15 protein-coding genes are annotated in these 13,380 nt (G+C 65.8%); 7 read left to right on the forward strand and 8 right to left on the reverse strand.

The features are described 5' to 3' along the window. Window positions 1-115 precede the first annotated feature (115 nt). Window positions 116-859, reverse strand: coding sequence for a hypothetical protein (locus VF168_02765; protein HEX7003092.1), 744 nt, complete (start codon window positions 857-859; stop codon window positions 116-118). 36 nt (window positions 860-895) lie between these two features. On the opposite strand from VF168_02765, the gene mnmD reads away from it, so the two are divergent. Next, window positions 896-1,657, forward strand: coding sequence for a tRNA (5-methylaminomethyl-2-thiouridine)(34)-methyltransferase MnmD (mnmD, locus tag VF168_02770; GenBank protein ID HEX7003093.1), 762 nt, complete (start codon window positions 896-898; stop codon window positions 1,655-1,657). Between the two features lie 8 nt (window positions 1,658-1,665). Here the strand turns inward: mnmD and VF168_02775 are convergent, their stop codons facing one another. Then, complete coding sequence (locus VF168_02775; GenBank protein ID HEX7003094.1) at window positions 1,666-2,112, reverse strand: hypothetical protein; 447 nt, start codon at window positions 2,110-2,112, stop codon at window positions 1,666-1,668. Between the two features lie 53 nt (window positions 2,113-2,165). Between VF168_02775 and VF168_02780 the strand changes: the two genes are divergently transcribed. Continuing rightward, complete coding sequence (locus VF168_02780; GenBank protein HEX7003095.1) at window positions 2,166-3,239, forward strand: FAD-dependent oxidoreductase; 1,074 nt, start codon at window positions 2,166-2,168, stop codon at window positions 3,237-3,239. A gap of 205 nt (window positions 3,240-3,444) precedes the next feature. Here the strand turns inward: VF168_02780 and VF168_02785 are convergent, their stop codons facing one another. Both VF168_02785 and VF168_02790 read right to left on the reverse strand, forming a co-directional pair. Beyond that, on the reverse strand, window positions 3,445-3,876 hold the full coding sequence (locus tag VF168_02785; protein ID HEX7003096.1) for an NADH-quinone oxidoreductase subunit 15: 432 nt from the start codon (window positions 3,874-3,876) through the stop codon (window positions 3,445-3,447). 16 nt (window positions 3,877-3,892) lie between these two features. Further along, complete coding sequence (locus VF168_02790) at window positions 3,893-4,537, reverse strand: HAD family hydrolase (GenBank protein ID HEX7003097.1); 645 nt, start codon at window positions 4,535-4,537, stop codon at window positions 3,893-3,895. Window positions 4,538-4,687: 150 nt separating this feature from the next. On the opposite strand from VF168_02790, the gene VF168_02795 reads away from it, so the two are divergent. The 3 genes from VF168_02795 to minE all read left to right on the forward strand — a co-directional run bounded on the left by VF168_02795 (window position 4,688) and on the right by minE (window position 8,179). Continuing rightward, the gene (locus VF168_02795) at window positions 4,688-6,952 is read left to right on the forward strand and encodes a UvrD-helicase domain-containing protein (protein HEX7003098.1); all 2,265 of its coding nucleotides are present in this window, start codon (window positions 4,688-4,690) and stop codon (window positions 6,950-6,952) included. A 172-nt stretch (window positions 6,953-7,124) separates the two neighbouring features. After that, the gene (minD, locus tag VF168_02800) at window positions 7,125-7,934 is read left to right on the forward strand and encodes a septum site-determining protein MinD (GenBank protein HEX7003099.1); all 810 of its coding nucleotides are present in this window, start codon (window positions 7,125-7,127) and stop codon (window positions 7,932-7,934) included. Beyond that, window positions 7,934-8,179, forward strand: coding sequence for a cell division topological specificity factor MinE (minE, locus tag VF168_02805; protein ID HEX7003100.1), 246 nt, complete (start codon window positions 7,934-7,936; stop codon window positions 8,177-8,179). The genes minD and minE overlap by 1 nt, the downstream gene beginning before the upstream one ends. Before the next feature lie 69 nt (window positions 8,180-8,248). Here the strand turns inward: minE and VF168_02810 are convergent, their stop codons facing one another. After that, the gene (locus VF168_02810) at window positions 8,249-8,533 is read right to left on the reverse strand and encodes a hypothetical protein (GenBank protein HEX7003101.1); all 285 of its coding nucleotides are present in this window, start codon (window positions 8,531-8,533) and stop codon (window positions 8,249-8,251) included. A 238-nt stretch (window positions 8,534-8,771) separates the two neighbouring features. On the opposite strand from VF168_02810, the gene raiA reads away from it, so the two are divergent. Then, window positions 8,772-9,299 (forward strand): ribosome-associated translation inhibitor RaiA, encoded by a 528-nt coding sequence (raiA, locus tag VF168_02815; GenBank protein HEX7003102.1) that lies wholly within the window; start codon window positions 8,772-8,774, stop codon window positions 9,297-9,299. 108 nt (window positions 9,300-9,407) lie between these two features. On the opposite strand, the gene VF168_02820 is transcribed toward raiA, so the two are convergent. Both VF168_02820 and VF168_02825 read right to left on the reverse strand, forming a co-directional pair. Next, entirely contained in the window at window positions 9,408-10,085 is a 678-nt protein-coding gene (locus tag VF168_02820; GenBank protein HEX7003103.1) for a hypothetical protein, read from the reverse strand. Between the two features lie 154 nt (window positions 10,086-10,239). Beyond that, window positions 10,240-10,746: a DUF1572 family protein gene (locus VF168_02825; protein HEX7003104.1), complete on the reverse strand. Its 507-nt coding sequence runs from the start codon at window positions 10,744-10,746 to the stop codon at window positions 10,240-10,242. A 103-nt stretch (window positions 10,747-10,849) separates the two neighbouring features. On the opposite strand from VF168_02825, the gene VF168_02830 reads away from it, so the two are divergent. Further along, window positions 10,850-11,719 carry a diacylglycerol kinase family protein gene (locus tag VF168_02830; GenBank protein HEX7003105.1) on the forward strand — a complete coding sequence of 290 codons (870 nt, stop codon included), beginning with the start codon at window positions 10,850-10,852 and terminating at the stop codon, window positions 11,717-11,719. A 110-nt stretch (window positions 11,720-11,829) separates the two neighbouring features. Here the strand turns inward: VF168_02830 and VF168_02835 are convergent. After that, on the reverse strand, window positions 11,830-13,380 hold a 1,551-nt coding region (locus tag VF168_02835; GenBank protein ID HEX7003106.1), incomplete at its 5' end, for a hypothetical protein.

Consider the following 13,380-nt stretch of genomic DNA (forward strand, 5'->3'; position numbering starts at 1 on the left):
GGCGTCCTCGACGAAGGAGCGCGCAGCGGCGCTTGTTCGAGACGGCTGCCGAGGGACGTATGAGGGCTGGTCCTGTTCACTGGCTCTCCTCTTGAGCGGCCGGCGTCGCCGGGCCTCAGAAGTCGGATGGGAACTCGAGCCGTTCCCGGCGGGCCACCGGCTCCTCGTCCTCCTCCCGCCGCTCGGGCTGGGGTTCGGACGGTTGCGGCGGCGGCTCGGTTTCGATCTCGAGCAGTTCCCGGCGGCGCCGGCGCCACTCGTCACGCTGCCGCCGCTGCAGCCTGGAGCTGGCGAGCCGCCGCGCCGGGTCGATCCTCTGCCCCAGCGGGTCGACCTTGAAACGACCGTTCCACGGCTCCCAGGTGAGGTTGGCCCGCAATCGGTAGGCACGCCTTCGAGTCTGCGGCGTGTAGAAGTACAGATCGAGGTAACCGGTGTCGCCGTGCAGTTCCTCGACCGGCAGGTTGACGTCCACGGAGCTGTTCCGCGGCACGATCGCGCTAAGCTCGGCGGTTTCGGGGGTGGGCATCAGGTCGCTGCTGAGGGCTACCTCGAGCAGCTGGGCGACGCTGTCGCCAAGATTGCTCACATGCATCTTCAGTTCCGTGACGCTGCTCTCCTCGACCGATCGCACCTCGCCGCGCGACACCAGCAGCTCGGGCCTCGACTCGGCCCGTCGTTCGCGCCGCCGCCCGCCTGGCAACAGGGCGAGCAGCAATACGATCAGTACGACGACCAGGAGCAGCACCGCCGGGATCACCCAGGCTCCGGGCGCCCCGGCCAAGCCGTTCAACCAGTCGGTGATCGAGGCCCAGGTAGTGACGATGTCGGCCCAGATCATGTCGAGCACGCGGCTCATCGTCCCAGCTTACCGTTAGAGGGCTAGAGTGGCCGTGTGGAAGGTTGCGCGCCCAACGGTGACCACCGAACCGCGAGGGCCGGCTCGCCGGAGGAGGGGTCGGAGCTGCTCCGGGTGCAGGAGACCGGGGATGGCAGCGGGACGCTCTTCACCCCCCGATACGCTCAGACCTTCCACTCGCTTCACGGAGCGGTGACGGAGTCCAGGCATGTCTTCCTCGAGGGGAGCGGGGTGGCCGAGAGGCTGCGCCAGGGAGAGGCCGTGAAGGTGTTGGAGGTCGGATTCGGAACCGGCCTCAACTTCCTGCTCACCGCCCAGGCGGCCTCGACCGGTTCCGGGACACTCCACTACGTCGCTCTGGAAAGGCAACTCGTGCCGGTGGCTCTGCTGGCCCGACTCGACTACGCACGCTTCGCCCCTGCCGCTTTCGCAGCGCTGCTGGAGTTCCGTCGCCGTCTGGCGCCCGGAACTCAAGCAGGGACGCACAGGTCGAGGGTGGCAGGGTCGCTGCTCGAGCTGCGGCTCGGCGAGGCGCAGGAGGCCCGGCTCGGGAAGGCCGAGTTCGACGCGATCTATCACGACGGCTTCAGCCCCGACACCAACCCGGAACTGTGGGACGAGTCGTTCCTGTCGCGGCTCGCGGCAGCCCTCGCCCCTGGGGGGACCCTCGTGAGCTACACGGTGAAGGGCGTCGTGCGCCGGCAACTAGCTGCAGCCGGACTCGAGGTGACCAAACTGGCCGGCCCCCCGGGCGGCAAGAAAGAGATGCTGCGGGCGGTCAGGCGAGGTCCGGCGTGAGCCGCCCCCTAGGCCCAGGGGATGAGCGAACGTCCCCAGGGGATCGCGTAGAGCACGAGCAACAATGCCAGGGCGACGCCGATGGTGGCCCTGACGTAGCGGGCGCGATCGGTCTCGGCGCGACGAGCCATGGAGAGCCCCACCTGGGCAGAGACGGCTGCGAGGATCATGATAAGGCCGTGCTCAACCAGGAAGAAGCGGGTGTCGGGGTCTCCCATGGCCGCACCGAAGTCGGCGAAACCGCCCCGCACTATCGGGCTTACGAGGTAGAGGAGGATGCCCACCACAACCTGCAGGTGAAGGGTGCCGGCGAAGGCCGCGCCTATGCCGCGCTCGCGCCCGGTCCACTGGGTTCGCGCCAGCAACCCGCGCAGCATCACGACGACCGCGGCGAAGCCACCCAGCAGCACCAGCCAGCGAATCAGATTGTGGAGGCCTCTCAAGAATTCATACATGACGTCAGCTCCCTGTCTTGCTCGAGTTCGGGCTCATGATACCGCCCGGCCCGATGGCTAAGGGCGCTGCTGCTGCCGCGGCAGTCGTCCGCCGATCGGCCGGGGACACGGCTGCTGAAGCCGCCCACCGTCACGAGCATCGTGAGCGCCTCCCAGTTCTGATAGTCGGCGGCGGTATCGCCGGCTGCTCCCTCGCCTACGCGCTTGCGAAGCGAGGCATCGAGGCACTGCTCCTCGACCAGGGCGCGCTAGGGTCCCAGGGCGCATCGGCGGTGGCGGCGGCGCTCCTCAACCCGTACCGGGGCAGGAGCGGCAAGCCTGGCCCCTTCGATCTCGAGGGGCTGGAGGCTGTCCGGCGCATCTCGGACGATCTCCAGCGAGAAGGGCTGGAGGCCGGGGTGCACCGGACCGGGGTTCTGCGTATCGCCGCCGACGGCCGCCAGGTGCGTTCCTGGAGCAAACTTCCCGGGATGCGCCGGGTGACTCGGGTTCCGTCGCCCTACCGGGCTCCTCACGGGGCCTTCCTGGTCGAGGAAGGTGGCTGGGTGGAGCCCGCGAGGCTGGTCGCAGCGCTGGTGGCGTCGGCCCGCGAGAAAGGGGCCCGGTTCATCGAGAACGTGCGTGTCTTGCGGGTCGAGAGCGTCGGAGGGGAGTGGCAGGCACACTCCGCAGGGGGGGCACGCTTCTCGGCCGGCGCGTTGGTCCTCTGCCTGGGAGCCGGGCGGGTTGCCGGGGTCCAACTCCCGCACGTGGAGTTCATCGCCGGCGACCAAGTGACCCTCGTGAGCGAAACGGATCTCCCCTACCCAATCGCCGGCTCCGTCTACCTGACAGCCCAGCGGGGACGGGTGTTCGTGGGTGGGAACCACCGCTCACCGGGCACCGACGACCCGCAGGCGCCACAACTGCTCCGCTCCGCGGCCGCGCGGATGGTACCAGCCCTTGCCGAGTCCGCGGTCGAACGGGTGTGGACGGGGGTTCGAGCGAAGCGGAGCGACAACGTACCGGTGATGGAGGAGTTGCGGCCCGGGCTCTGGTACTTGGGAGCCTTCGGCGGGAGGGGCTTCCTCACCGCGCCCCTCCTCGCCGAGCGACTAGCCGAACGGCTCAAGGGAGGGGGAGCCTAGGAGGCGTTGGGCGTGGCGGAGGGCTCATGGGGCCCGAACCCGCGACAGCTGAGAACCGGTTGTGGTGGGTACTTGGGCAGGTCGGGATGGAGGCACAGCAGGAAAACGCTGCCGCGGGCCGACCTCACCAGGCGGGCGTTGCGGCAGTCGCTGCAGATCCCGCCGTAGGCGGCGCGCTCGAGGTCGTGCCGATCCTGCCCCTCGGTCAGTCCTGGGCCCTCAGGTGGAAGAGTTCGTCTGCCAGGCTCTCCAGCATCTGACGCGTGAAGACCCGCTTCCCCTCGGCCAGTGAAGCTCCGTCTTCGGCGAGCTTCAGTTTGCGGTGAACATGCGAGCCGAAAGGGTGGATCTCCACCTCCTTGAAGACCGCGTGGCGAGGGCTGGCATGCGCCATGAGCACCGGTTCGCCGTCGGGTTCCGAGAGGCTGGCCGACATGATGGTGGTGGGGAGGTCGTACGGGCGCTCCATCCGGTAGATGTAATCGGTGAAATCCGCTTCCTTCTCGAACATCACGCCCTCTCGGGAGGAAGCGTACTCGCGCATCCACTCGAGCAGCTGAGTCCAGGCCCGGTAGAAGGCCAGGTCCCGGGACGAGGGGGCGCGGTCGGTCACGGAGCCGGTAACGGCGTCGCTCATGTCGTCAGTCTACCGCTCACGACGCAGCCGCGGTCCACCGTTCCACGAGGTGCTCCTTCACCCGCCCGAGGCTGCCGGACGCGTCGAGCGTCGCCATACCCAGCGCCTTCGCCCCGCTCAGGTCGTTCACCGGGTCGTCGCCGATCATCAACGCTCGCGCCGGAGTCACGCCGAGCCGCCGGCAGGCCAACTCGAACACCGCGGGAGCCGGCTTGCGCCTGCCCACTCCCTCGTCGCCCGAGATGACCAGCGTCGCGAAATAGCCCTCGAGGCCGAGTTCCCGTACCGCGGCACGCTGCATGTCGCTGGGCCCGTTACTGATCAGCGCCAGCGGCACTCTCCGCTTCGCCAGGTAGTCGAGCAGGTCCCTGGCTCCTTCCCGCAACTGTAGTTCGGACACGTAGGCGGCTATCGCCCGCTCGGTCACCTGCTCGAGATCGGCCGGCACCCTCTGCTCCAGCCCTTCGAGAGTGGACGCGAGCGCGTCGCCGAGGGTGACCTTCCCGTCTCGCCGTAACTCGTCGGCAAGCCAGTCACGGAACGTCGTGAAGTCGCAGGCGAGCAGGCCGAGGTCGGTACGTACACTGTCGAGGAGCTCGTCGAAGTCGCCGTGATACTCGGCGAGAGTCCCATCGAGGTCGAAGCACACCGCCCTGTACATGCTTCGATTCTGGCACGCTCGGGCGGCGCCCGTCGCGCCCTTCCGGGACCGCTCCCTGTGGAGTAGTGCCTGCGCGCATAAACGCCGTCCTAAGCGCACTTCGCACCGGCTCGGGGAAGCTGCGGCAGCAGGCGTTATGATGAACCGGTTGTGTCCGAAGTCTTATCAGAGCACCCTCTACTCCAGTCACTCAACGAACAGCAGCGCGCGGCCGTCCTCCACTTCGAAGGACCCGCCCTGGTGGTCGCGGGCGCCGGTTCCGGAAAGACCCACACCGTTGTCCAGCGGATCGCCTATCTGATGGAGGAGCGCGGGGTCCTCCCGCAGCAGATCCTTGCCGTGACGTTCACCAACAAGGCGGCAGGCGAACTCCGCGAAAGGGTGGCAGGCTTGATCGGCCCCAGCGCCCGCGATCTCTGGGTGGCCACGTTCCACTCGGCCTGCCTTCGCGTCCTGCGCACCTACGGGGAGCTGATAGGCCTGAAGAGCGGCTTCGGCATCTACGACGACACCGATCAGCTGGAAGTGCTCAAGGAGATCCTGCAGAGCGTCCGAGGGATGAGCGACGTCAATCCACGGGTGCTGCGATCCCTCATCGACCGGGCCAAGTCGAACCTGATCGGCCCCGAGGCGCTCGAACGGGAGGGCAACAGGGTCTTCGGCAGCATGGTCGCTGGTATGCAGCTGGAGCTGGTCGCGGAGGCGTACGAGCGCTACCAGTCCCGGCTGCGCCAGGCGAACGCGGTCGATTTCAACGACATCCTGGGCCGCACCGTGGAGCTCTTCGATGGGCAGCCCGAGGCGCTCGACAGGGTGCGGCAGAGGGCCGTCTTCGTTCATGTCGACGAGTACCAGGACACGAACGCGGTGCAGTACCGGCTCACCTCCCAGATCGCCGGCGGGGAGAAGAACCTGATGGTCATAGGGGACCCCGACCAGTCGATCTACATGTTCAGAGGCGCCGACGTCCGCAACATCCTCGACTTCCAGCACGACTACCCCGACGCGGTCGTCTATCGGCTCGAGCTGAACTACCGCTCGATCGGTTCGGTGCTCGAAGTCGCCAACGCCCTGATCCTTCACAACCAGGGGCGGCTGGAGAAGGAGCTGCGGCCGGTGAAGGGCGCCGGCGAGAAGGTGCGCATCTTCCGCGCGACCGACCACAGGGCCGAGGCGGAGTTCGTGGCGCGCTCGGTCGAGCGGCTCATGGCCGAGAAGAACCTCGGCCCGAACGACTTCGCCGTCCTCTACCGGACCAACTCGCAGTCTCGAGTGTTGGAGGAGGCGATGCGACGGGCCTCGGTTCCAGCGAAGATCGTGGGCGGGGTCGGCTTCTATGAGCGCCGCGAGGTCAAGGACGTCCTCTCCTACGCGCGGGCCTCGCTGAATCCGGCTGACGACATCGCCTGGAAGCGGATACTGAACCGTCCGAAGCGCGGCATCGGCAAGACCAGCGAGGAGAAGCTCTCGGGGTGGGCGGCGCGCAGGCGGGTCCGCTTCGCAGACGCGTTGCGTCAGGTGGGTGAGGTCCTTCCCGGCACACCGGCGGTGAAGCGGATCGGCGAGTTCGTCCAGCTGATGGACGACCTGACCGAAGCGGCGGACAATCTGGGCGCTTCCCAGTTCCTCAAGACGGTGCTCGACCAGAGCGGCTACATGCAGGCGCTCAAAGAGGAGAACTCGTTCGACTCGCAGGGCAGGCTGGAGAACCTCGAGGAACTCCTCAACGCCGTCATCGAGTGGGAGGAGGAGGACGGCGGAGGTTCTATCGCCCAGTTCCTCGACGAGGCCTCGCTGATGGCAAGCGTGGACGACCGCGCCGTCAAGGCGGTGAACGACGAGGTGCCGGACGAAGCGGTCACGCTGATGACGCTGCACAACGCCAAGGGCCTCGAGTTCCCGGTGGTGTTCCTCGTCGGACTCGAGGAGAACCTCATCCCTCACCGCTCCTCGACCGCCAGCCTCCAGGAACTCGAGGAGGAGCGCCGCCTCCTGTACGTAGGCATTACCCGCGCCCAGGAGGAGCTCTTCCTGGTGCACTGCGAGTCGCGCATGTCGTTCGGCCGGACCGAGGTCGCCCGACCCAGCCGCTTCCTTCAGGACGTACCCAAGGATCTGCTCTGCGAGATCGATCTGCTGGGGCAGGAGCTGCATGACGTGAGCAGCTCGAGCAAGTTCTCACGACAGCAGTGGCAGCCCGCCACCGTCTCGCGCGACTTCAGCTCCGGCTCGCCCGGGGCGAAAAGCGCCGACCTCGTCTTCCGCGGCGGCGAGAAGGTGAGGCATCCCAAGTTCGGAGGGGGCACGGTGGTAGGGGTGTCCGGCGAAGGGGCGAGGGCCGAGATAACCGTGATCTTCGATCAGGCCGGAACCAAGCGGCTGCTCGTCCGTTACGCCAACCTCAGCCTGGCCTGAGCCGCGTCCAGCACCCGGTTTACGCGGGCGAGCGAGGCTCATGGTGAGCACCGGGACAATGTTATAGTGCTGCGTTGGGTACTGCCCCTATGACCGCTTCGATACCTGCCTTCCGCCGTGCTCCGACAACGAAAACGTGCGCTCCTTGGCGCCCTCAGAGGAGGCCTCTACTGTGAAAGCAAAAGCAATCGTGGTCACGTCGGGCAAGGGTGGAGTCGGGAAGACCACTACCACGGCCAACGTCGGCGCCGCACTCGCCTCGTTGGGCGAGAAGGTAGCCGTCATCGACACCGACGTCGGCCTCCGTAACCTCGACGTCGTGATGGGCCTCGAAGGCAGGGTCGTCTACGACCTGATCGACGTCTTCGAGGGGCGCTGCAAGCTAAAGCAGGCATTGATCCGCGACAAGCGCACCCCCAATCTCCACTTGCTGGCCGCCTCGCAGACGCGCGACAAGAGCGCGCTGTCGATCGAGCGGATGAAGGACACGGTGAAACGGCTCCTCGAGGAGGAGAACTTCGACCGGATCTTCATCGACTCGCCGGCCGGCATCGAATCGGGGTTCCAGACCGCGGCCGGTGCTGCCGACGGCGCCCTTGTGGTCGTGAACCCGGAGGTATCGAGCGTGCGTGACGCCGACCGCATAATCGGTCTGCTCGAGGCGCAGGAGATCACCGAGGTCCGACTGGTGATAAATCGGTTGCGACCCGAGATGGTCAAGCGTGGCGACATGCTCGAGGTCGACGACGTCCTCGAAATCCTCGGCGTGAAGCTCATCGGCATCGTCCCGGAGGACGAGCGGATCCTCGTCTCGACGAACGTCGGCAACCCGGCCAGCCTCGACGAGAGCGTGCGTAACGGAGCGGGGAACGCCTTCCGCCAGATCGCGCGTAGGGTCAACGGCGAGGAGATCCCGTTCGCTGCGATAGAGCAGAACAACGGCCTCTTCTCCGGGCTCAAGCGCCTCTTCGGGGGTTCCTGATGCTGCGCCTCTTCGGCCGCCGGAAGTCGAAGGACGAGCTCAAGGAGCGCCTCAAGCTGGTGCTCTCCTACGACCGAGCAAAACTGAGCCCAGGCAAGATGGAGGAGCTCAAGAACGAGCTGCTCGAGGTCATTAGCCGCTACTTCCCTGCCAGTGAGAACGAGTACGACGTGAAGGTCGAGCAGCAGGGCGACAGGGTGGTGTTCGTCGCCAACCTGCCGCTGGGTAGGGCCGAGGCCAGCTGAAGCGCCCGTCCCGAGCGGGACGGGCGTGATCCGAAGCGAAGTCGGCTGGCGTGTTGGTCCTACTCGACCTCAGTGGTCGAAGTCTTCGAACTCGTCCTCGGTGATGAAGCCGTCGCCATCCCGATCCAGCTCGTCGAAATCGCTGTGGCTCTCGAACGCCCCGATGTTCTCGTCGAACTCGGTCTGGTCGATGTCGCCACTCACGTCCTCATCGAAGATGTCGAAGTAGTCGATCACCTCTTCGGTGGTGGCTTCGGCGGCCCCGCTGACCACACCCTCGGTCACCGGCGCGCACGCCATGGCCAGGAACGCGATCATCGCCGTCAGGCACGTCAGTTGAATCAGCTTCTTCATCTCTACCCCCAGTCCGACGATAGGTAGGGTGAAGCGCAACTACTGCTGCCCAGCTTCCCTTTCGCATCGCTCTCGAGGCATCCGTCCAAGGGAATCGTAGCCTGCACGTCAGGTGGCAGGAGCACTGCGGGTTGAGCCGGTTTCCTCGGCCCTCACGCACTTTCTCGGCTCCGGGACCGGGTCGGTTCGGGTGTTAGACTGGCCGCTGACAGAACTACCCGATCGCGAAAGGAGCGGCATGAAGATCTACGAGCTGAAGGGGCGCAACCTCGAGGTCACGGATGCCATGCGCAGCTACGCCGAGGAGAAGCTCGGCCGGTTGGAGCGCTTCGGCCCGGTCATGGACGCCCGCGTCGTGATGTCGTTCGGCGGCGACGGCGTCGAAGAGCCAGCAAGGGTCGAGGTTCAGGTGAAGGTCCCGAACGGTCTGATCAGGGCAGAGGAACGGGGTCGCGACACCTACGCGGCGGTCGACAAGGTCATCGACAAGCTTGAGCGGCAGATGAAGAAGTTCAAGGGCCGGTTCCTCGCGAAGCGCACCGAGGAGGTGCCTGCTCCGCCCCTGCCGGAGCCTGAACCGGACGGTCCCGCGATCGTTCGTGTGAAGCGGCACGTGCTGAGGCCGATGGCGCCGGAGGACGCAGCACTGCAGATGGAGGCGCTGGGGCACAACTTCTTCATGTTCCGCAATCTCGAGACCGACGAGATAAACGTGATCTACCTGCGGCACGACGGAGATTACGGACTCATCGAACCGGCGAACTAGGAGCGTGCTGCGGGATGGTCCCGCGGCACAACCGCCGCGCCTCTGACGCGGCGCGTTGCCGGCTCCAGGGATTGCGGCGTTCTCTCCCGCCTAGTGAAACGGCGGCGGCTACTCCCGGGTGCGGACCTCGAGTGGTGACTGTTCATGCTCCAGTCTCGCCTTGACGATGGTGTCGGCCGCTATCGTGCCTCTGACGAGAGCGCCGTTGTAGATGATCGTGCGCGGGCCAACGACCGTGCCGGGCGAAAGCACAGCGTTGCAGCCTATCGACACACCGTCCCCCACTGCTGCCCCCAGCTTCCGCAGCCCGGTGTCCTCCTCGCCCATCCGAACGGCGTCGCCGAACGTCTTGAAGTTGGCGATCTTCACCCCAGCTCCCAGGTTCACGTCGCGACCTAGGATGCTGTCGCCAACGTAGTTGAAGTGCGGAGCCCGGGCACCGGGGAACAGGATCGACCGCTTGATCTCGGAAGCGTGCCCCACCCGCGCCCCCGCCATGAGGACAGCCGGTCCCCGGACGTACGCTCCGTGGCCTATCACGGCGCCTGCCCCCAGCCACACCGGACCCTCGATCATCGCGTAGGGGCCAACCTGGGCGCTCTCGGGCAGGTGGAGCACGCCACTGACGACGGCGGTGCCATGGAGTTCGCCTTCGACCTCGTGGCGGACCCGGTTGCCGAAGTCGTCGAGGCGCTCCAATACCTGCCAAACCCTGCCGACGTTCATGAGTTCAGCCAGTTCGGTAGGAAGCCCTTCGAGACTGAACAGGGTGCGAGGTTCGGTCACACCGGATTGTAACTCCGGGCGGCTTGGGGCGACGGAGCAGGTGTGTAACCGGACGGTGCGGCTCCAGGCCGGGGAGGAGCGATGCGAACGACGGGAGCAGGTGCTGTTACGTGCAGGCAGCGCTCTCTCCTGCCTACCGTGGCGCCGATATCGGTCAGGCGGTGTCGGTTCTCTTCTTCGGTATCGAAACCGTCTCCCACCCGTCCCCCAGCCGCAGTTTGGCCAGGTACACGATCTGGCCCACGTGCTGGGCGTAGTGCGCGAGTTGACCGAGCAGAGCCTCGACTGCCGTAAGCTCCTTGCCTCCTACCGTTACCTTCCGCTGCAGATCCGTGGGCCGCAACTCCGAGAGGGTTGAGAACAGAACGGCCCAACCCTGCTCCCAGACGGCCATGATCTCGTCCTCGTCTCCCAGGTCGTCGACGAACTCGCCATCCCGATTTCGCGTCGGTTTCTCCCCGTCACTGCTCAGGAAGTCCGTCCAGCGCGAGCGCATGTTTCCAGCCAGGTGCTTGACGATGATCGCGATGCTGTTCGATTCCGGATGCGGCGCCCAGTGCAAATCACCTCCTTCGAGCTGGCTCATCGCCCTCTCGGCCAGCTTCTTCTGCGACTGGAGGGTAGCGCGGATCGTTTCGAGGAAGTTGCCGGACTGGTCCATGAAAGAAGGGTACTAGGTAGAAGCCGCCAGCGGCGACAGGCCGATCATCGAAATAGTCCGGGCTGAGCGGCATGAGAGTGACGGAAGATACAATCGGCTGAGCGTGTACCACCTCATATACAACCCTGTGGCCGGCCGCAGACGCATCCCCGATGCATTGTCGCGGGTGAGGTCAGCCTTCGAGCGGAGCGGTGAGCCACTGCAGGAGTTCGTCACGGCAGGGCCCGGCGACGCTCTCAGCTATGCCTCCTCTCTCCCGCCGGATGCAGTAGCCATAGCGATGGGAGGGGACGGCACCGTCCAGGAGGTTGCGGCCGCCTGCGCCGGATCCAGGCGCGTCCTGGGGATACTGCCAGCCGGTTCGGGCGACGATTTCGCCTTCGCGCTCGGCATCGACCGACACGACCTGGACAGCGCGATCCGGCGAGTAGTTCGCGGCGAGGTCCGTGAGGTCGACACCGCGACCGCGAACGATCGACTCTTCGTCAATGCCGCCGGCACCGGCTTCGACGCCGACGTCGCACGAACAGCCCTCGGTGCTCCCTGGCCGCTACGGGAGAAGAGCGCCTATCTCTACGCGATCGTTCGCACCCTCTCCCGGCTGACGAGTGTCCCCTGCAGGGTGCGACTCGACGGCGAACTGCTGCACCAGGGCCCTGCACTGTTGGTGTCAACCCAGAACGGACCCCGCAGCGGCGGCTCCTTCCCGCTGGCACCCCACGCATCGGTGGACGACGGCCTTCTCGACGTGGTCGTCGCAGGAAAATTCGGCAGGATAGGCACTCTCGGTGTATTGCCACGAGTGATGGCGGGTACCCACCTGGACCACCCGCTGGTCCGGCTGTTCCGTGGACGCCAGGTCGACATCGAATGGGAAACACCCAGGCCGATGCATCTGGAAGGCGAGCTGCTCCAGCCGAGTTCGAGGTACGAAATCGAGATATCGCCCAAGTCGCTGAGGGTATTGGTGTAGGCCGAGCTCCCAGCTGCGCAGGCTAGCCCATTCCCGGACCGATCCGCCACCAGGGAACAAGAGAGGAGCCCCGCCGAAGCGGGGCTCCATTCTCGTTACGGTCGGACTCTTTAGAAGTCGACGCTGTACGAGATCGAGAAGACTTGACCAGCGCTGCTGCCAGCGGCATCGGCTTCATCAGCCGTGTAGACGCCGTAGGCCATCTCGAGGTCGAAGTAGTTCCAGACCAGCTCGTAGCCGCTGACGGACTGGGTACCAGTGGTCGCGTCGTCACCAGCCGAGATGTTGGTCGCACCCTCGCCGACATCAACGCCCGCATCATCCGCGACGTTGGTGCCGGTCCACGAGCCGTACTTGGCCGTGAAGGTGCTGTTGTCGAACAGGAACTCGTTGAGAACGAGGCCCACGCTCCACTGCATCTCGGTAGCGGTGTAGACGGCGGCATCCGAGTGGTTGGTCGACCGGTAGTTGACGGCAGCCTCGAGGCTCGGAGCGAAGAAGACGCCCAGAGGATCTGTGCTGAGGCCGGTGCCAACACGGATGGTGTTGGTGTCGTCGCTACCCGTGTCCGCGTCGTTCACGCTCTCGTACGCAACGTACGGGGTGAGCGAGAGGATGGCGATGTCGAAGTCCATCTCGGCGGTAGCTTCGAGCTCCGTCTGGTCGAAGTCGGCTTCCATCTGGCGATACTCGAAGCCGAGGTCGAGACCGCTGATCAGAGCGTTCTCGGCAGCGCCGTCGTGGACGAGGCCAACACCGTAGCCGGTGTCGTAGTTGTTGTTGTCACGCTCGGTGCCGGCGGCAGCAGTGCTGTCCACGACGGTCCCGTCGACCGAGACCTGGTGGTAGAAGCCGGTGAGCGCGAAGCCTGCGAAGAGGTCCGCTTCGACGTCGACACCGAAGGCGCTAGTGTTCTGATCCGGCCCGGTGGTGGCGTACGAGTCGAAGTAGGCGTCGAGGTCGAGGATGAAGAGGCCGAGGCCGGCAGAAACCTTGAAGCCGGTCTGGTCTTCGTCGAACGGATAGTCGGCGTCAGCCGCTTCCTCCATCAGGCCGTAGTTGACCGTGGGAGGCGTGGCCGTATCGTCGTCGTCGTCAACCCAAACCGAGGGGATGTCGCGGTAGTTGGCGCTGAGGCTGGTGAGCAGCGGCAGGCCAGCAGTGTCCACGTCGAGGGTGACGTAGAGCAGCGACTCGGAGGTCGGGGTGGCGTTCGGGTCGGTACCGCTCGCGTACTCGAAGCCGAGATCGAAGATGCTCAGGCTGAGCGAGCCGTCGACACCGAAGACGCTGCTGAGGACGTTATCGCCGTTGACATCATTGAAGTCGGCAGCGTTTTCGGCCGCGCGACCGTACGAGGCGCCGACGGTGAACCCTTCGAAGGGGCTCATGGTCAGGCGGATGCCGCTCTTGAAGAAGTCGAGCTGGTCGTCCCCGTCGCTGTCCTGTCCGCTGTAGGCAACGGTGAGGGTCGGATCGAGGAACGCCAGGAAGTCGGGCGAACCGATGGTGGCCACGAAGCCCGGATCGGCTTCGAACTCGAACACGTACGGGGTGAACTGGACGTCCAGCTCTTCGCCGTAGGTGAAGTTGAGCGGATCGCCGCCGATCGGATCGAAGGTAACGGTGAACTCGTCGACTTCGAAGACGTAGCCGTCGAA

The organism is Trueperaceae bacterium, assembly GCA_036381595.1.
In the GTDB taxonomy this organism is placed as follows: Bacteria; Deinococcota; Deinococci; order Deinococcales; family Trueperaceae; genus DASVCN01.